Here is an 18,179-nt window from a genome sequence, read left to right as displayed (position 1 = left end):
AGGGCGAAGGGTGACGCGCGACTTCACCGAACTCAGGCGGCCGCTTCCTGCTGTGTTTGTTGTTGCTGCTGCTGCGGCGGCGCCTTGCGCGACTCTTCGCGCTCGACGGCCTTCATCATGACCGAAGGCGCGGTCTCGGCCTTGCTCTTGAGCACGGTCAGGTGACGCAGCACCGCATCATTGAACTTAAAACCGGTCTCGATCTCGTCCAGCGTTTCCTTGCTGCACTCGATGTTCAGGCAAAGGTAGTGCGCCTTCGCGAGCTTGTTGATCTGGTAGGCCAGCTGGCGACGGCCCCAGTCCTCGACACGGTGAACCTTGCCACTGGCCGCAGTGACGAGGCCCTTGTAGCGCTCCAGCATGGCCGGAACCTGTTCGCTTTGATCCGGGTGGATCAGCAGCACGATTTCATAATGACGCATCGGATCTCCTTGTGGGTTTGCGCCTCGGCACAAGGCCTCGGCGCGAAAGCCGCCCCGCTTGAGTCACGTCAATGTCGTGGCCAGGGTGCGGCAAGGCGAAACCGGCGATTATAGAGGCACGCCTGCGCTCAGCGCGGGTTCGGCGAACGAAGCCGCTCGACGAGCGCCAGTGCCTCGGGGCCCGGGGCCGGGCTCACCAGACTCACCAGCACGATCACTGCAAAACCGACCGGCACGCCGAACACGCCGGCCGAGATCGGCTGGATGCCCCACCAAAGACTCACCGGATCGGTGACTCCCAGCGCCTCGCGCAGCCCCACCTGGTTGTGGACCATGTAGTAGAGCGTCGTCAGCAGGCCGCAGATCATGCCGGCCACCGCGCCCAGGCTGCTGGCGCGCTTCCAGAAGATGCCCAGCACGAGCGCCGGAAAGAAGCCGGCCGCCGCCAGCGAGAACGCCGCGGAAACCAGGAACAGGATGTCGGCGGGCCTTTGCGCGGCCACGTAAGCGGCCGCGAGCGCCACCACCAGCAGCAGCATCTTCGACAGCGTCACACGCCGCGAGGTCGGGACGGCCGGATTGATCATCTTGTAGTAGAGGTCGTGCGACAGCGCGTTGGTGATCGTCAGCAGCAGGCCGTCGGCGGTGGAAAGCGCCGCGGCCAGCCCACCCGCGGCCACCATGCCGGAGATGACGTAGGGCAGCCCGCCGATCTCGGGCATGGCCAAAACGATGATGTCGCCGCCGATCTTCATTTCGCCGAGCTGCAGCACGCCGTCGTGGTTGATGTCGACGACCGACATCAAGCTGGCGTCGACCCGGGCCCAGTTGCCGATCCAGGCCGGCAACTGGTCGAACGGCGTGCCCACCACGTTGGTGAAGATTTCGTACTTGACCAGCACCGCCAATGCGGGCGCGGTCACGTAGAGCAGGAAGATGAAGAACAGCGACCACGTCACCGACTCGCGCGCCTCGCGCACCGAAGGCGTGGTGTAGTAGCGCGTCAGGATGTGCGGCAGCCCGGCGGTGCCCACCATCAGGCAGAACACCAGCGCCAGGAAATTGCGGCGTGAGTCGTCGAACAGTTGGCGCTCGCCCGCATCGCCCTCGGGGTTGCCGGCGAACTGCTGCGCATGGTCGGGCATGCCGGCCAGCGGCCGGGCACGCGCCTCGTTGCCGCTCTTGGCAGCCTGGTAGACACGCCGCGCCTCGGCCTCGGTGGTGGGCAAGGCGCCGAGCGCGCGCGCGGCCGACTGCACCTCGGGCAGCGGCGCCTCTGCGGCACGCAGGTCGGCCAGCCGCTGCTTGGCGGCCACGCGATCGATCTGCATCGCCACCGGCACGTTGTCGAGCTTGGCCGCCGCGTCGTCGGCGCGCTGCCTGTAGGCTTTGATGACCTCGAGTTCCTTCGCGTCGGTCTTGAGCTGCTGCTCGGCGGCGCTGATTTTTTCGAGCTGGAGGCCGTAAATTGCCTGCGGCAGCGGCACGCCCGTCTGCTTGACCGAGAGCCACACCACCGGAGCGAGGTAGGCCACGATCAGCACGATGTACTGCGCCACCTGCGTCCACGTCACCGCCCGCATGCCGCCGAGGAAGGAGCAGACCAGCACACCGCCCAGGCCAACGAACACGCCGATCTCGAACGCGAAATCGGTCAGGCGCGCCGTGATCAGACCCACGCCGTAGATCTGCGCCACCAGGTAGGTGAACGAACACAGGATGGCGCTCACGATGCCGACCAGGCGCGCGCCGTTGCCACCGTAGCGCTCGCCCAGGAAGTCGGGAATGGTGAATTGGCCAAACTTGCGCAGGTAAGGCGCCAGCAGCATGGCGACCAGGCAATAGCCTCCGGTCCAGCCCAGGATGAAGGCCAGGCCGTCGAAGCCGCTCAGGTAGAGCGTGCCGGCCAGGCCGATGAAGGACGCTGCGCTCATCCAGTCGGCGCCGACGGCCATGCCGTTGTACATGGCCGGCACGCGCCGCCCGGCAACGTAGTACTCGGCCTCGTCGGTGGTGCGGCTGAGCAGGCCGATGCCGGCGTAGAGGCCCACGGTGGCGAGCAGGAAGATCACTCCGATCCAGCGCTTGGGCAAGCCCAGGCGCTCGAGCGCCCCCAGGGTCAGCACGAAGGCGAGGAAGCCAACCGTGTACCAGGCGTAGACGCGGTCGAGACTGCGCTTGAAGGCGGCCGCGCGAGCGACTTCAGTGCCTGGCGGCGCTGCCATGCTCTTGGTCCAGCCGGTCCATGCAGCGCGCGTACAACCACACCAACAACAGGTAGATCGCAAGCGAGCCCTGCGCGGCCATGTAGAAGCTCAGGGGCCAGCCGAAGAAACGGAAATTCAGGTCGCGCGCAAAGTACACCAGCACGAAGCTGGTCACGAACCAGATCGACAGCAGCACCGCGGTGAGCCTCGAGGTCTTGCGCCAGTAAAGACTCATGGACAAAGACCCTGCGCGACAAGGGCGCGGCACAGACTCACCTTTTCGAGCAGCGCGAACAACCACACCCAGGCCAGCGCCACGAAGGCCAGCAGCGGCAGGTGGCGATCGATCACGGCGCGCGGCGTGACGACCCGCAGCGCCGCGGTGAAAGGGCGCACCAACACGCCGAGCACCTGGTAGAACAAGTTGCGCTCGCGCCCCGCGCCGGCCATCAGGCCCAGCAGCCAGCGACCGAGCATCGAGAACAAGGCGATTTCAGCCACCAGCTTGATAGCGCTCACCAACAGCAGCATGCGTCGTCTCGGGGCAAAACGTGCGGGGACGCGATTCTGGCCGCGGGCCCCGCTGCTGCACAGTCGCGGCTAACCCGCGGCGAGACGCGGGGACGCAATTCGGCGCATCAGCGGCTGGCCGGGCGCTGCCACATCAGCGCTTGGCCAAACGCTGCCAAGTCTCGACCACGGTGTCGGGGTTCAGCGACATCGACTCGATGCCCTCGGCGGCCAGCCAGTCGGCAAAGTCAGGATGGTCGCTCGGCCCCTGTCCGCAGATGCCGATGTATTTGCCGGTGGCGCGGCAGGCGGCGATCGCGCGCGAGATCAAGGCCTTGACGGCCGGATCGCGCTCGTCGAAGTCGGCCGCCAACAGCGCGAGCCCGGAATCACGGTCCAGGCCGAGCGTCAGCTGGGTGAGGTCATTCGAGCCGATCGACATGCCGTCGAAGTGTTCGAGGAAGGACTCGGCCAGGATCGCGTTGCTGGGCACCTCGCACATCATGATCACGCGCAGGCCGTCGGTGCCGCCGGCCGCGGCGCGCTTCAAGCCCTGCTCGGCCAGCATGGCGACCACGCGCTTGGCCTGCTCGAGGGTGCGCACGAACGGCACCATGACCTCCACGTTGACGAGGCCCATGTCGGTGCGCACGCGACGCAGCGCCTCGCATTCCATGGCGAAGGCTTCGCCGAATTCGGCGCTGAGGTAGCGCGAAGCGCCGCGAAAACCCAGCATCGGGTTCTCTTCCTCCGGCTCGTAGCGCGAGCCGCCGATGAGTTTTTTGTATTCGTTGGACTTGAAGTCCGACAGCCGCACGATCACCGGCTTGGGCCAGAACGCCGCGGCGATGGTGGCAATGCCCTCGGCCAGCTTGTCGACGTAGAAGGCGCGTGGCGACGCATGCCCCCGCGCCACCGACTCGACCGCCTTCTTCAGGTCGGCATGCACGTTGGGGTAGTCGAGGATCGCCTTCGGGTGAACGCCGATGTTGTTGTTGATGATGAACTCGAGCCGCGCCAGGCCGACGCCGGAATTGGGCATCTGGCAGAAGTCGAAGGCGAGCTGCGGATTGCCCACGTTCATCATCAGCTTGATGGGCGAGTACGGCATCTCGCCGCGCTGCACTTCGGTGATCTCGGACTCGAGCAGGCCGTCGTAGATGTAGCCGGTGTCGCCCTCGGAGCAGACCACGGTCACGAGCGCACCTTCCTTGAGCCGCTCGGTCGCATCGCCGCAGCCGACCACCGCCGGGATGCCCAGCTCGCGCGCGATGATCGCGGCGTGGCAGGTGCGCCCGCCACGGTTGGTGACGATCGCCGAGGCGCGCTTCATGACCGGCTCCCAGTTCGGGTCGGTCATGTCGGTGACGAGCACGTCGCCGGGCTGCACCTGGTCCATGTCGGCCAGCCTGTGGACGATGCGCACCGGCCCGGTCCCGATCTTCTGGCCGATGGCGCGGCCCTCGACCAACACCGCGCCCTGCTCCTTCAATTTGTAGCGCTGCTCGGCCTTGCCCTCGGACTGGCTCTTCACCGTCTCGGGGCGCGCCTGCAGGATGTAGAGCTGGCCCTTGCCGTTGTGCTCGGTGCCGTCCTTGCCCCACTCGATGTCCATCGCCCGACCGTAGTGCTGCTCGATGACGAGCGCATAGCGCGCCAGCTCGGCCACGTCGGCGTCGCTGAGCGAGTAGCGGTTGCGCTGCTCGGGTGCGGTGTCGACGGTCTTGACCAACTTGCCGCTGGCGGCCTTTTCCTCGGGCGTGGTGAAGCTCATCTTGATGAGCTTGGAGCCGAGATTGCGGCGGATGATGGCGAGCTTGCCGGCGGCGAGCGTGGGCTTGTGGACGTAGAACTCGTCCGGGTTCACGGCGCCCTGCACCACCGTCTCGCCCAGGCCGTAGCTCGAGGTGATGAACACCACGTCCTTGAAGCCCGATTCGGTGTCGATGGTGAACATGACGCCGGCCGCGCCGAGGTCGGAGCGCACCATGCGCTGCACGCCGGCCGACAAGGCCACGTCGTGGTGCGCAAAGCCCTTGTGGACGCGGTAACTGATGGCGCGGTCGTTGTAGAGGCTGGCGAACACTTCGCGCGTTTTGGCCAGCACCTCGTCAATGCCCACCACGTTGAGGAAGGTCTCCTGCTGGCCGGCAAAGCTCGCGTCCGGCAGGTCTTCGGCGGTGGCCGACGAGCGCACCGCGAACGACGCGCCTGCGCTGGTTTCGGTGAGCCGTTCGAACTCGGCACGGATCGCCATTTCGAGCGTTGCCGGAAAGGGCTGGGCCTCGACCCAGCCGCGGATCAGCGCGCCCACGGCGGCCAGCGCGCGCACGTCATCGGTGTCGAGCGTGGCGAGCTTGGCGTTGATGCGCTCGGCCAGGCCGCCTTGTTGCAGGAACTCGCGAAAGGCGTGGGCGGTGGTTGCAAAGCCACCGGGCACACGCACGCCCGAGGCGGCGAGCTGCGAGATCATTTCACCGAGGCTGGCGTTCTTGCCGCCGACCGCCTCGACATCGGTCATTCTCAGATGTTCGAGCGGGACGACCAGGGCGGTCGCATCGAAGGTGGACATGGGCAAACTCCGTGATGTGATGAATGCGGGTTGCCCGCTCGCGTCCAGGCGCGAACCCAGCCGACCGCGCTCACGCCATGTCTTGTTGTTGTTGGCGTGGGGCTCATGCTGATGCGGGCAGAAATTGACGTAGATTGTACGGACCCCCTCCCTGCTGCCCTCGCGCGCCGGCCCATGCAAAACCGCACCGTGTTCTTCATCTCCGACAGCACCGGGATCACCGCCGAGACCTTCGGAAATTCCATCCTCAACCAGTTTCCGGGCCGCCCGCGGCATGTGCGCCGGCCGTTCATCGACACCGCCGACAAGGCCTACCAGGTGCTGCGAGAAATCGACGGTGCCGCCGAGCGCGAAGGCCTTCGTCCGATCGTCTTCATCACCTTGATCGATGCGGCGGTGCGCGACATCGTTAATCAGTCGAGAGCGCTCGTGCTCGACATGTTTCGCACCTTCGTCGAGCCGCTCGAGATCGAGCTGGGCATGAAGTCCAACCACCGCGTCGGCCGTTTCGACGACGCCGCCAAGAGCCAGGAATACACCAACCGCATCGAGGCGATCAACTTCTCGCTCGCCCACGACGACGGCCAGTCGTCCAAGAACCTCGACATCGCCGACGTGGTGCTGGTGGGCGTGAGCCGCTCGGGCAAGACGCCGACCTCGCTGTACCTGGCCATGCAGCACGGCGTCAAGGCGGCCAATTACCCGCTGATCCCCGAGGACTTCGAGCGCAACGCGCTGCCGCTTCCGCTGGCGCCGCACAAAGGCAAGTGCTTCGGCCTGACGATCGCGCCGGAGCGGCTGCAGGTCATTCGCCAGGAGCGCCGGCCCAACAGCAAGTACGCCTCGATCGAGAACTGCCGCGCCGAGGTGAGCGCGGCCGAGGCGATGATGCGGCGCGAAGGCATCTCGTGGCTGAGTTCGACGCACAAGTCGATCGAGGAGATCGCCACGACCATCCTGCGCGACATCCGCCCGGACCGGCTGATTTACTGAGCGCGCGTCGATAGACGCCAAATTCCAGCGCGCAGCCAGCGCATTGGTGCAGACGGGTGATGCCTTGCGTGAGGTCCGGCGGCGCAAAGCCGCGAGCGGTCTTTGCTCCTTCCCCCTTTGAGGAAGGCTGGGATGGAAGCCGGTCATGTCTGCGCAAACCCGCGGCGCTCTTGCTCCCTCTCCCCTCGGGGGAGAGGGTTGGGGTGAGGGCGGGGGCGGAGCCGGCCGGCGCTGCGCAAGACCGCGGCCGGGCGGTCGGCTGCGCTCCAGTGCGGTGGAGCACGCCGCCCGCCCGCGGCTTTGCGCCGCACCGTCACTCTCATATCGAAGCGAAGCAGCGCCCGCATCGGCCTACTGAGCGCCCACGCCCATCTTCCTGGCCGACCAGCTACCGGCGCCGACGGCCGCGCCCATCAGCCAGAACAGGGTCGCAGCACCGAGGCTCGCACCGAGGATGCCGAAGCCCAGCGGCATCAGCGCGCTCGACAGATTGATCGCCATCGAGCGCAGCGCGATGGCTTCACCGTGCCGCGCGTCGGGCGTGATCTGGTAGAGCGTCGACATGATCATCGGCTGCACCGCGCCCAGCGCCAGCCCGAGCACCACCGCACAGGCGGCCATCGGCCAGGCGCTGTGCGCGAAGGGATAGACCGCGAAGGTCAAGGCAGTGAGCAGCATGGCGCCCGACAGCACCGCGCCCTCGCGCAGCCGCTCGGCGACGAGCGGGATCAGCAGGCGCACGCCCGCCACCGCCAGCGCAAACGCACCGAGGATGAGGCCGATCGCCGACGCGCTCAGGCCGCGCTCGTGCCCGAGCACCGGCACCGCGAAGCTGTGGACGTCCCAGCTGCTCGACAGCAGCCAGTTGACAAGCAAGAGGCGCCGCATCGGCGTGGCACGCAGCAAATCCCAGGCGGCGCCCCGGCCGCGGTTTTGCGCCGGGGACGGCGCTGCGGCGGCTACCGGCACGCGCCGCGCCGCCGCCAAGCCCACGAGCGGCAGCAGTGCCAGCACCGTGAAGGCCGCGCCGTAGCCGGCGCCGTCGATCAGCACGCCGGCCAGCACCGGCCCGACCACGTTGCTCAGCGCTGGCGCCAGGCCGAGCCAGCTGAACACGCGCTTCAAGTCGTTGGTGTCGCGCGCCAGCCGGCCGACGGTGCGCTGGATCGCAATCATCCCGAAGTTGGCGCCGCCACCCGAGAGCACCGCGGCCAGGCACAACGCCGCATAGCGCCACGGCAGCGGCAGCAACACGGCCAGCGCCGCGAGCGCACCGCCGGCCACGGTGAGCGCCACCGCCACGCGCACCGGCCGGTGGTAACCGTGGCGGTCGACCATGCGGCCGGCGCGCAGCGCAAGCGCGATCGGCGCGGCGGCAAACAGCGCCAGCAACACGCCGACCGCCCAGGCGCTTTGCCCGTCCTGCAAGGCCAGCAAGGGTGCCGCCATGCGCACGCCGGCCATGCTGCCGTGAAAGCAGAGCTGCGCCCCGATCAACGGCAGCAAGGCGGCCGTGAGCGACGCGGCGGGCGCGGTGGCGGCGGGCCGCGGTGCGCTCGCCGACATGGCGCTCAGGGCTGCGGCGCTTCGGCCGGGTCGTCGAAGGCGGCGTCGGTGGGCAACAGCGCGCGCGCCTCGGCCTCGGGCAGCGCCTGCACGACGCGCAGCTGGCGGTCGATGGCACGCGTGCGCACGGCGGCGGCATCGATGGTGTTGCTGGCTTCTTCGAGCTTCTTGCGCGTCTTGGCGAGCACCTCGCCGAAGCGGCCAAACTCGGTCTTGACCGCGCCCAGCACCTTCCAGACTTCGGAGCTGCGCTGCTCCAGCGCCAAGGTGCGAAAACCCATCTGCAGGCTGTTGAGCACGGCCAGCAAGGTGGTCGGCCCGGCCAGCATGACGCGATGCTCGCGCTGCAGCGCCTCGCCCAGGCCCGGGCGGCGCAGCAGCTCCGCATAGAGGCCTTCGGTGGGCAGGAACAGGATCGCGAAGTCGGTGGTGTGCGGCGGCGCCAGGTATTTGGCGGCGATGGTGCGGGCCTCGTCGCGCACGCGCAGCTCGAGCGCGCGGGCGGCCGCGTCGGCGGCGTCCTTGTCGGCGCGATCCTGGGCGTCGAGCAGGCGCTCGTAGTCTTCGCGCGGGAACTTGGCGTCGATCGGCAGCCACAGCGGCGCGCCGTCGTCACTGCGCCCGGGCAGGCGAATCGCGAACTCGACGCGCTCGTTGCTGCCAGGCACCGTCACCACGTTGGTGGCGTACTGCTCGGGCGTGAACACTTGTTCGAGCAGACCGGCCAGCTGCACCTCGCCGAACACGCCGCGGCTCTTGACGTTGCCGAGCACGCGCTTCAGGTCACCCACGCCCTGCGCCAAGGTCTGCATTTCGCCCAGCCCGCGGTGAACCTGCTCCAGGCGCTCGGCCACTTGCTTGAAGCTCTCGCCCAAACGCAGCTCGAGCGTGGCGTGCAGCTTTTCGTCGACGGTGGCGCGCATTTGTTCGAGCTTTTTCTCGTTGTCGGCCTGGATCGCGCCGAGCTTCTGTTCGACCGCCACGCGCATCTCCGCGAGGCGCCGCTCGGTCGCCTCGGAAAGGGCTCGCAGTTGTTCGCTTTGTGTGTCGGCAAAGCGCTTCAAACTGTTGGCCTGCTGTTCGGAGAGTCGCCCGAGCGTCGCGTCCTGCGCCTCGCGCGAGCCCTGCGCCTGGCTGGCCAGCGACGCGGTGGCGATGCGCAAGGTGTCGGTGAGCGAGGTCTGCGTGGCGGCCAGCTGAGTGCGAAAGCTGTCGATCTGTTCGTTCTGCGTGCGCGCCACGTCGCCTTGTTGGGCAAGCAGGGTCTGCTGAAAGTTCGCCAAGGTCGCGCCGAGCTCCTGGCGCGTGAGCGCCGAGCTGCGGCCGATCTCGGTGCGCAGCGCCTCGGCATTGCGGCCTAGCTCTTCGCGCAACTCGCGGTTGTCGCTGGGCCGCAGGGCGAGTCGGGCGAGCCAGCCGACCAGCAACAGCGTCAACGCCGTGAGTGCAACGAGCAGCGGGAGCATCCAGTCGGTCATGCGTTCGATTGTCTCAGCCGCTGCCTGCGTCACGGCGCGCCACCAGCGCGGAAATCGCCGCGCACATCACCGCACTCGGCGCCGATCGCGCCCGCGCCGCGCCAGCCCGAAGCCGCCCTGCACCACGAGCGCGAGCACCGCCGCCGGCACCGCGCCTGAGAGCAACACCGCGGTGTCGTTGAGCGCCAGCCCCGCGACGATGCGCTCGCCGTAACCGCCCGCGCCGATGAAGGCCGCCATGGTGGCGGTGCCGACGTTGATGGTGGCCGCCGTCTGCACGCCGGCCAGCACCGTCGGCGCGGCCAGCGGCAGCTCCACCTGCACGAGCTGCTGCCAGCGGGTGAGGCCGAGCGCGCGTGCCGCCTGCGACAGGCCCGCGCCCACGCCGTCGAGCCCCGTCTGCGTATTGCGCACGATCGGCAGCAACGCATAGAGAAACAGCGCGACGAGCGCCGGCACGAAGCCGATGCCGCCGACGATCACGATCAAGAAGGCCAGCAGCGCCAGCGAGGGAATCGTCTGGATCACGCCCACCGTGGCGAGCAGCACTTGCCCGAGGCGCGGCCGCAGCCACGCCAGCACGCCCAGCGGCACGCCGACCACAACGGCCAGCGCGAGCGAGCCGAACACCAGCAACAGATGCTGGCGCGTCAGGCGCGCGAAGTCGTCGGCCAAGAGGCGTGACCAGAAGCCGTGCGCCGTGCGGGCACTGGCGACCGGGGCGGCGGCGGCGGCGGCGGCGGGCGGCGTTGGCGACGCCAGGCTCGCCACGAACTCGCGCGCCACGTCGGCATAGGGTCGGCCATCGAGCTCGGCGGCGGCGTTCATCGCGATCATGCGGCGCTCGTCGATGCGACCAGCCAGGCCTTGCAGTGGTGCTGCGTCCAGGCCCGTGCGCATCAGCAGCACGGCGTCGTAGCGCGGAAAGAAGTTGCGGTCGTCGCGCAGCACGCGCACGGCCGAGCGGCCGATCTTGGCGTCGGTGGAGTAGATGTCGATCACGTCCACCTGCGACTGCTCGAGCGCGGTGTAGGCCAGCCCGTGGTCGAGCCCCGCGGGGGTGGCGAACGGCAGGCCGTAGGCGCGCTGCAGTGCGGCCCAGCCATCGGCGCGGCCGAGGAATTCATGCGACAGGCCCAAGCGCAGCCCGCGTGCCGCCGGGCTGGCAAGGTCAGACAGAGTCGCGAGACCCAGGCGCTCGGCATCGGCCTCGCGCAAGGCCAGCGCATAGCTGTTGTTGAAGCCCAGCGGCGCACTCGCCTTCAGGCCACGCGGCGCGAGCCAGGTGTTGATCTGGGCCAGCGACGGATTGCCTTCGCGCTGGAGCAGTTCACGCACGATGGTGCCGGTGTACTCCGGGTAGACATCGATGCCGCCGCTGGCGAGCGCCTGCTCCAGCACGGCGGTGTTGCCCAGCCCCGGGCGGTGCTCCGCGGCCACGCCCGCCATGGCCAGGCTCTCGGTCACGATCGCGCCGAGGATGTAGGACTCGGTGAAGCGCTTGGAGCCGACCTGCACGGGCTTGGGCTTGGCGGCCAGTGCGCCGCCCCCGAACGTCAGCACGAACGTCAGCACGAGCGCCAGCAGCAACGCCAGCGCGCCCACGCGCATCGCCAAGCCCGGCCGGCATTTCATGCGGCACTCACACAACGCGCAGGACCTGCGGGTTCACCGGTGTTGGCGGTCGGCCGGCCTCGGGCCCCTGCCCGAGTGCGGCGATCAGGTTGTCGGCCGCCAGCTCGGCCATGGCGCGGCGCGTGGCCAGCGAAGCGCTGGCGATGTGCGGCGTGAGCACGACGTTGGGCACTTCGAGCAGGCCCGCGTGCAGCTTCGGCTCGCCTTCATACACGTCGAGCGCCGCGGCGGCGATGCGTCGCTCCTTCAAGGCCACCGCCAGCGCCGCGTCATCGACCACGCCGCCGCGCGCGATGTTGGTGAGCGTGGCGCTGGGCTTCATCTGCGCCAGCTCGGCGGCACCGATCGCGTGGTGCGAGGCGCTGGAGTACGGCAGCACCAGCACCAGGTGGTCGGCCTCGCGCAGCAAGGTGGCCTTGTCGACGTAGCGCGCATGCAGGCCGCGCTCGATGTCGCCCGCGAGCCGCGAGCGGTTGTGATAGACCAGCTTCATGCCAAAGCCATGCACGCCGCGCCGCGCGATCGCCTGGCCGATGCGGCCCATGCCCAGGATACCCAAGGTGGCGCCATGCACGTCGCCGCTCATGAACTGGTCGTAGTGCCACTTCTTCCAGTCGCCGCGCCGCAGGTAGTGCTCGGACTCAGTCATGCGCCGCGCCGCGGCCATCATCAGCGCGAAGCCGAAGTCGGCCGTCGTCTCGGTGACGACGTCGGGCGTGTTGGTGACGACGACGCCGCGCGCGGTGCAGGCCTCGACGTCGATGTTGTTGTAGCCCGCCGCCATGCTGCACACCGCGCGCAGCTCGGGGCAAGCCGCCAGCACCGCGGCGTCGATGCGCTCGCTGCCGGTGATGTAGGCGCCGGCCTTGCCTTGCAGCCTGGCGATCAGCTCGGGCTTGGTCCACACGCGGTCTTCGGGGTTGTCGTCGACATCGAAGTGCGTGCGCAGGCGCTCGACCACTGCGGGGAACACGGCGCGGGCGACGAGCACGGGGAGACGGAGCTTGTTCATGACGTTCATCTTGCAAAGACCGCAGGTGCGGCAGAAGTCGGTGCGACCGACGCCGCAACGGCCCGGTCATTGATCGGGTGGGGATGCCAGCCGACCAGCGCCAGCATCACCAGGTAGCCCACCACATACCCCAGCGCGATGTGCCAGCCGGCCTTGACCCACGCCCAGACAGAGCGGGCTTCGGGGTAGAGCTTGGACAGCGCCACGCCGGCCGAGGAGCCGCGTCGAAGACCTGCACCCGAGAAGCCGCCGGGTCAGTCGACGAGAAAGCGCGCGAACCCCGCCACCGGCTCGCGCTCGGTGACCAGGGTGTTCTCGACCGCGCCCGGGTCGGCATGGCCGAGCGCCATGCCGCACACCAGCATGTCGCTCTCGGGCAGCGCCAGCTCGCGTTCGATGACGCGGTGAAACGGCGTGAACGCCGCCTGTGGGCAGGTGTCCAGGCCGCGGCCGCGTGCGGCGACCATGACGTTTTGCAGGAACATGCCGCAGTCCAGCCAGCTGCCTTGCTCGAGCGTGCGGTCGATGGTGAAGACCAGTCCCACCGGCGCATCGAAGAAGGCGTAGTTGCGGCCATGCTGGGCATGCATGCGCGCCTTGTCGGTCTTGCCGATGCCGAGCAGGCCGTAGAGGTCCCAGCCGACCTTGCGGCGCCGGTCGATGTAGGGCGCCTTCCACTGGCGCGGGTAGTAGGCGTATTCCTCGCTGTGCTCGGCCAGCTGCGCCGGGTCGGCGTGCACCGCCAGGATGGCCGCGCAGAGCCGCTGTAGTGCCGGGCCAGAGAGCACCGTCACCTTCCAGGGCTGGGTGTTGGTGCCCGAAGGGGCGCGCGAGGCGACGCGCAAGATGTCTTCGACCGTCGCGCGCGCCACCGGCGTGGGCAGGAAGGCGCGCACCGAGCGGCGCGACTCGATCGCCGCGTCGACCGCGGCCGTGGTGATGTTGGTGACGGGGGGAATGATGGTGTGCATATCGGTCACAGCAGTCCTTGCAGCGCGCTCTTCAGGGTCGGGGGCAATTCGACTGGGCGGCGCGTCGCCCGGTCGACATAGACATGCACGAAGTGGCCGTGCGCTGCGCTCGAGGCCGCGCCCGCAGCGAACAGGCCGACCTCGTAGCGCACGCTCGATCGGCCCAGCCTGGCCACCCGCAGCCCCGCCTCGATGGTTTGAGGAAACGCCAGCGGCGCGAAGTAGCGGCACTGCGTCTGGACCACCAGGCCAATCACGCCGTGCGTGGCCTGCAAGTCGAGCGCGCCGGCCTCGATGAGGTAGCGATTCACCGCGGTGTCGAAGTAGCTGTAATAGACGGCGTTGTTGACGTGGCCGTAGACGTCGTTGTCCATCCAGCGCGTTGCAATCGGCGCGAAGCGGCGGTAGTCGCCCCGTAGCCGCGGCATCGGTCGTTCATCGACGCTTGGATCGCTCATCGGAGCGGATTATGGAAGGCGAGCCAGCCGCGCAGCGCCTCGCGGTAGGTGGCGAGTTGCACCGCCACCGTGTCCTCGATGACGCGGCCGTAGCCGCCGCCCATCGTCAGCACCACCGGGATGCGGCGCGCCGCACAGGCATCGAAGACGCGCCGGTCGCGCTCGGCCAGGCCGGCGGCGCTGAGCGCGAGGCGCCCGAGGCGGTCGCCCTCGTGCGGGTCGGCGCCTGCCAAATAGAACAACAGAGCGGGCGCAGCGTCAGCGTGCCGTGACCAAAGCGTCGCGAGCGCGGCGTCGAGGGCCTGCAGGTAGGCTTGGTCGCGGCAGCCATCGGGCAGCTCGACATCGAGGTCGCTGACCTCCTTGCGAAACGGAAAATTGCGCGCGCCGTGCAGCGACAGCGTGAACACGGTGGGGTCGTCGCGGAAGATCGACGCGGTGCCGTTGCCCTGGTGTACGTCGAGGTCGATCACGGCCACGCGCAGCGGGGCCCGGCGCGGGCGATGACGCTCGGCTTGCATCAAGCGCGCCGCCACCGCGATGTCGTTGAACACGCAGTAGCCCGATCCGCGGTCGGCAAAAGCGTGGTGCGTGCCACCGGCCAGGTTGGCGGCAACGCCTTCGACCAGTGCGTCGCGCGCGGCGCTGATGGTCGCGCCGACCGAGCGACGCGAACGCTCGACCAACGCCTGCGACCACGCAAAGCCGATCTCGCGCTGCAGCGCCGCGCTCAGCCGGCCGCAGGCCACGTCGCTCACGTAGCCGGGCTCATGCGCCAGCGCAAGCTCAGCGTCGCTGGCCGCGGGCGCCTCGAGCAGCTTGACTTGCTGCAGTTCGCCCGCCACCCGCTCGCGCAACAGCCGGTACTTGGCCATCGGAAAGCGGTGCCCCTCGGGCAGCGGCAAGGCGTACTGGTCGCTGTAGTAGGCGTTCACGGCGCGCATTGTCGGCGCGGCGCAGGCAGCCGAGAGCCGCGCCGGGACGTACCGTTTCCAGGGATGGCCGCCTAGATTGTTGCGGCGCAACAAAAAAGGCTTGCACTGCGAAAAACCCTCGATATACTTGCGTTCATGCTGCAGTGCATCAATCGTTGCAGCAAAATCGCAACTAACCCACTGGAGCCTTGAACATGCTGAATACCGAACAACTGATGGCCGCTCATCAAGCCAACGTCGACACCCTTTTCGGTCTGACCACCAAAGCCTTCGAAGGCGTCGAGCAATTCGTCGCCCTGAACCTGCAAGTCGCCAAGGCCGGCATGAGCGAAGCTGCCGACCACGCCAAGGCCTCGCTGTCGGTCAAGGACGCGCAGGAACTGCTCGCCCTGCAAGCCAGCCTGCTGCAACCGGCCGCCGAGAAGGCCGCCGCCTACAGCCGCCACCTGTACGAGATCGCCGCCGGCACCGGCGCCGAAGTGACCAAGATCGCCGAAGGCAAGCTGGCCGAAAGCCAGAAGAGCTTCATGGCGGTGGTCGACTCGGCCGTCAAGAACGCTCCGGCCGGCAGCGAGAACGCCGTCGCCCTGGTGAAGTCTGCCGTTGCCGCTGCCAACAACGCGCTCGAGAGCGTGACCAAGGCCGCCAAGCAAGCGCAAGAAGTTGCCGAAGCCAACTTCCAGGCGATCAACACGTCGGCTGTCAAGGCCACGCAAGCCGCCACCACCAAGGCGCGTCGCTGATCAAACCAGGATAGGGGGACGCACCGGCCACAAGCCTTCGTGTCCCCTTGAACCAGCGAGACCCCCTTCATCTGAAGATTGTCTCCTCGGTACCCCGCGAACCCCCGGGTTCCAGGTACCTTTCGGCCCGAGCTTGTCTCGGGCCGTTTTTATTGGTGCGCCGCTTGGCACCGCGCGCCTTGCCGCGTCTTGGCGGCGATGCGGCGCTTGATGGTCGCCGGCACCGTCATTGCGCGATTCCAGCTTGCTGCGCTTTATGCCCTGGCGCCATAAGCAACGCATTTATCTGTTGTTCGCTTGGGCGTCCGACTTCCCTAGAGTCCGAACTTCAGTAACTTTGCGGCAGCGCAGCATTCGTCATGGACCCCCTTGCGATCCTCACCGGCTTTGGCGTCGGCGCCATCGTCGGCATGACCGGCGTCGGCGGAGGCTCGCTCATGACGCCGCTCATGATCAGCTTGTTCGGCCTGCCGCCGGCCGTGGCAATCGGCACCGATCTATGGTTTGCCGGGTTGACCAAGATCTCGGGCTCGCTGGCTCACTGGCGCCAGCACAACATCGACGCGCGCATCCTGCGGCTACTGCTGGCCGGCAGCATTCCGGCCAGCCTCGCGACCATCGCCAGCATGCACTTGACCGGCATCACCAAGGCCTGGTCCAGCGCGCTGACCCTGGCGTTGGGCATCGCCCTCCTGCTCACCGCGGTGGTGGTGTTCTTTGGTCCTGCATGGCAGCGTATCGGCACGCGCTTGGAGCACTGGATCCCCGAGCAGCGCAAGGCCCCGTGGACCTTGGCTGCGGGCGTGCTGCTCGGCGTGCTGGTGTCGCTCAGCTCGATCGGCGCCGGGGCCGTCGGCGCGACGCTCATCCTGCTGCTGCATCCACGCCTGCCGACCCGCCGGTTGGTGGGCACCGACATCGCGCACGCCGTGCCGCTGACCCTGGTCGCGGGCCTGGGCCACGCAAGCCTTGGCCACGTGGAGTGGTCGCTGCTGGCAACGCTGCTGGTCGGCTCCATTCCCGGCATCTGGATCGGCGCACAGCTCACCCGACGCATGACGGAGCGGCTGGTGCGCGGCCTGCTCTGCGCCGCGCTGCTGATGGCCGGCACGAAGGTCCTGGTCTGAACCCCGCCTGAACTCCGCTTAACTGCACACCCCCCGATGTACCAGTACACCGCCTTCGACCGCAGCTTCGTCCACCAGCGCGCCGCGCAGTTCCGCGACCAGCTCGAGCGCAACCTCGCCGGCACGCTCGGCGAGGACGAATTCCGGCCGCTGCGGCTGCAAAACGGCTGGTACATCCAGCGCCATGCGCCGATGCTGCGCGTGGCGGTGCCTTACGGCGAGCTGTCCAGCCGCCAGCTGCGCCAGCTGGCGAAGATAGCGCGTGTGCACGACCGCGGCTACGGCCACTTCACGACGCGCCAGAACCTGCAATTCAACTGGATCCCGCTGGTCGACGGTGCCGACGTGATGGACCTGCTGGCCGAGGTCGACATGCACGGCATCCAGACCAGCGGCAACTGCATCCGCAACATCACCAGCGATGCGCTGGCGGGCATCGCACCCGACGAGTTCGTCGACCCCCGGCCCTACTGCGAAATCTTGCGCCAGTGGTCGACCTTGCATCCGGAGTTCGCCTTCCTGCCGCGCAAGTTCAAGATCGCGGTGACGGGCGCGGCCGAGGACCGCGCCGCGACCTACTGGCACGACATCGGCCTGCACCTCTACAAGAACGCGGCCGGCGAGGTGGGCTTTCGCGTGCTGGCCGGCGGCGGCATGGGCCGCACGCCTATCCCGGGCATCGTGGTGCGCGAGTTCCTGCCGTGGCAGCAGATCCTCGTCTTCATCGAGGCGATCGTGCGCGTCTACAACCGCTACGGCCGGCGCGACAACCTGTACAAGGCGCGCATCAAGATCCTCGTCAAGGCCGAGGGCGAGCGCTTCGTCAAATCGGTCGAGGACGAGTTCGACGCGATCCTGCACCACGATGTGGACGGCGACGCCCAACTCGTGACGCAGGCCGAGTTCGACCGCGTTTCGGCCGGCTTTCGTCTGCCCGAGGGCGTGCGCGAAACCGCCTTGACCGCAGGCGGCTTGGCCACGCCGGCAGGCGGTGATACCGAAGGCCGACCGTTGGCGTTTCGCAAATGGCTCGAGCGCAATGTCCATGCTCATCGCCTTGCCGGCTACCGGGCCGTCACGCTCTCGCTCAAGCGCGCCGGCCAGGCGCCCGGCGACGTGACCGACACGCAGATGCAGGCGGCTGCCGACGTGGCCGATCTCTACTCGTGCGGCGAGTTGCGCGTGACGCACGACCAGAACCTGCTGCTGCCCTGGGTGCGTGAGGCCGATCTCTACGCGCTGTGGCAGGTGGCGCGCGACGCCAGTTTCGCCACGCCCAACATCGGCCTGCTCACCGACATGATCGCCTGCCCGGGCGGTGACTTTTGCGCGCTGGCCAACGCGCGCTCGATACCGATTGCAGCCGCCATCGGCGAGCGCTTCAACGACCTCGACGAGCTCTACGACATCGGCGACATCGACCTGCACATGAGCGGCTGCATCAACTCCTGCGGTCACCACCACAGCGGCCACATCGGCATCCTCGGCGTCGACAAGGACGGCATGGAGTGGTACCAGGTGTCGCTTGCCGGCACCGACGGCTCCACGCT

At 68.2% G+C, this 18,179-nt stretch carries 17 protein-coding genes; 4 read left to right on the top strand and 13 right to left on the bottom strand.

The features are described from left to right. Positions 1 to 32 precede the first annotated feature (32 nt). The 5 genes from rpsF to ppsA form a co-directional block, all read right to left on the bottom strand. On the bottom strand, positions 33 to 422 hold the full coding sequence (gene rpsF / locus RMO12_RS08430; protein WP_309625763.1) for a 30S ribosomal protein S6: 390 nt from the start codon (positions 420 to 422) through the stop codon (positions 33 to 35). 128 nt (positions 423 to 550) lie between these two features. Next, positions 551 to 2,647 (bottom strand): VC_2705 family sodium/solute symporter, encoded by a 2,097-nt coding sequence (locus tag RMO12_RS08425; RefSeq protein ID WP_309638949.1) that lies wholly within the window; start codon positions 2,645 to 2,647, stop codon positions 551 to 553. Next, on the bottom strand, positions 2,625 to 2,864 hold the full coding sequence (locus RMO12_RS08420) for a DUF4212 domain-containing protein (RefSeq protein ID WP_309625761.1): 240 nt from the start codon (positions 2,862 to 2,864) through the stop codon (positions 2,625 to 2,627). The genes RMO12_RS08425 and RMO12_RS08420 overlap by 23 nt, the downstream gene beginning before the upstream one ends. Beyond that, positions 2,861 to 3,160 (bottom strand): hypothetical protein, encoded by a 300-nt coding sequence (locus RMO12_RS08415; protein WP_309638948.1) that lies wholly within the window; start codon positions 3,158 to 3,160, stop codon positions 2,861 to 2,863. Before RMO12_RS08415 ends, RMO12_RS08420 begins: the two co-directional genes overlap by 4 nt. Positions 3,161 to 3,293: 133 nt before the next feature. After that, on the bottom strand, positions 3,294 to 5,711 hold the full coding sequence (ppsA, locus tag RMO12_RS08410) for a phosphoenolpyruvate synthase (protein ID WP_309638947.1): 2,418 nt from the start codon (positions 5,709 to 5,711) through the stop codon (positions 3,294 to 3,296). Between the two features lie 174 nt (positions 5,712 to 5,885). Here ppsA and RMO12_RS08405 point away from each other — a divergent pair, with 174 nt between their 5' ends. Beyond that, positions 5,886 to 6,704 (top strand): pyruvate, water dikinase regulatory protein, encoded by an 819-nt coding sequence (locus tag RMO12_RS08405; protein ID WP_309624286.1) that lies wholly within the window; start codon positions 5,886 to 5,888, stop codon positions 6,702 to 6,704. A gap of 351 nt (positions 6,705 to 7,055) precedes the next feature. Here the strand turns inward: RMO12_RS08405 and RMO12_RS08400 are convergent, their stop codons facing one another. The 8 genes from RMO12_RS08400 to RMO12_RS08365 form a co-directional block, all read right to left on the bottom strand. Further along, positions 7,056 to 8,270 carry an MFS transporter gene (locus RMO12_RS08400; protein ID WP_309638946.1) on the bottom strand — a complete coding sequence of 405 codons (1,215 nt, stop codon included), beginning with the start codon at positions 8,268 to 8,270 and terminating at the stop codon, positions 7,056 to 7,058. A gap of 5 nt (positions 8,271 to 8,275) precedes the next feature. Next, positions 8,276 to 9,748, bottom strand: coding sequence for a DNA recombination protein RmuC (rmuC, locus tag RMO12_RS08395; protein WP_309638945.1), 1,473 nt, complete (start codon positions 9,746 to 9,748; stop codon positions 8,276 to 8,278). A 66-nt stretch (positions 9,749 to 9,814) separates the two neighbouring features. Next, the gene (locus RMO12_RS08390; protein WP_309638944.1) at positions 9,815 to 11,383 is read right to left on the bottom strand and encodes a glycine betaine ABC transporter substrate-binding protein; all 1,569 of its coding nucleotides are present in this window, start codon (positions 11,381 to 11,383) and stop codon (positions 9,815 to 9,817) included. A gap of 7 nt (positions 11,384 to 11,390) precedes the next feature. Beyond that, complete coding sequence (locus RMO12_RS08385) at positions 11,391 to 12,395, bottom strand: D-glycerate dehydrogenase (RefSeq protein WP_309624282.1); 1,005 nt, start codon at positions 12,393 to 12,395, stop codon at positions 11,391 to 11,393. Between the two features lie 5 nt (positions 12,396 to 12,400). After that, positions 12,401 to 12,601, bottom strand: coding sequence for a hypothetical protein (locus tag RMO12_RS08380; RefSeq protein WP_309624281.1), 201 nt, complete (start codon positions 12,599 to 12,601; stop codon positions 12,401 to 12,403). A gap of 48 nt (positions 12,602 to 12,649) precedes the next feature. Beyond that, positions 12,650 to 13,366 (bottom strand): nitroreductase, encoded by a 717-nt coding sequence (locus RMO12_RS08375; protein WP_309624289.1) that lies wholly within the window; start codon positions 13,364 to 13,366, stop codon positions 12,650 to 12,652. A 5-nt stretch (positions 13,367 to 13,371) separates the two neighbouring features. Next, entirely contained in the window at positions 13,372 to 13,824 is a 453-nt protein-coding gene (locus tag RMO12_RS08370; protein WP_309624280.1) for a thioesterase family protein, read from the bottom strand. Further along, entirely contained in the window at positions 13,821 to 14,759 is a 939-nt protein-coding gene (locus tag RMO12_RS08365) for a histone deacetylase (protein WP_309638943.1), read from the bottom strand. Before RMO12_RS08365 ends, RMO12_RS08370 begins: the two co-directional genes overlap by 4 nt. 194 nt (positions 14,760 to 14,953) lie before the next feature. Here RMO12_RS08365 and phaP point away from each other — a divergent pair, with 194 nt between their 5' ends. The 3 genes from phaP to RMO12_RS08350 all read left to right on the top strand — a co-directional run. Then, entirely contained in the window at positions 14,954 to 15,502 is a 549-nt protein-coding gene (phaP, locus tag RMO12_RS08360) for a TIGR01841 family phasin (RefSeq protein ID WP_309638942.1), read from the top strand. 359 nt (positions 15,503 to 15,861) lie between these two features. Beyond that, positions 15,862 to 16,629: a sulfite exporter TauE/SafE family protein gene (locus RMO12_RS08355; protein WP_309624278.1), complete on the top strand. Its 768-nt coding sequence runs from the start codon at positions 15,862 to 15,864 to the stop codon at positions 16,627 to 16,629. Positions 16,630 to 16,665: 36 nt separating this feature from the next. Further along, the coding region (locus RMO12_RS08350; RefSeq protein ID WP_309638941.1) for a nitrite/sulfite reductase at positions 16,666 to 18,179 on the top strand (1,514 nt) is incomplete at its 3' end.

The organism is Methylibium sp. (assembly GCF_031393925.1).
GTDB lineage: Bacteria > Pseudomonadota > Gammaproteobacteria > Burkholderiales > Burkholderiaceae_C > Methylibium.
This window is presented reverse-complemented; position numbering and strand designations above follow the sequence as displayed.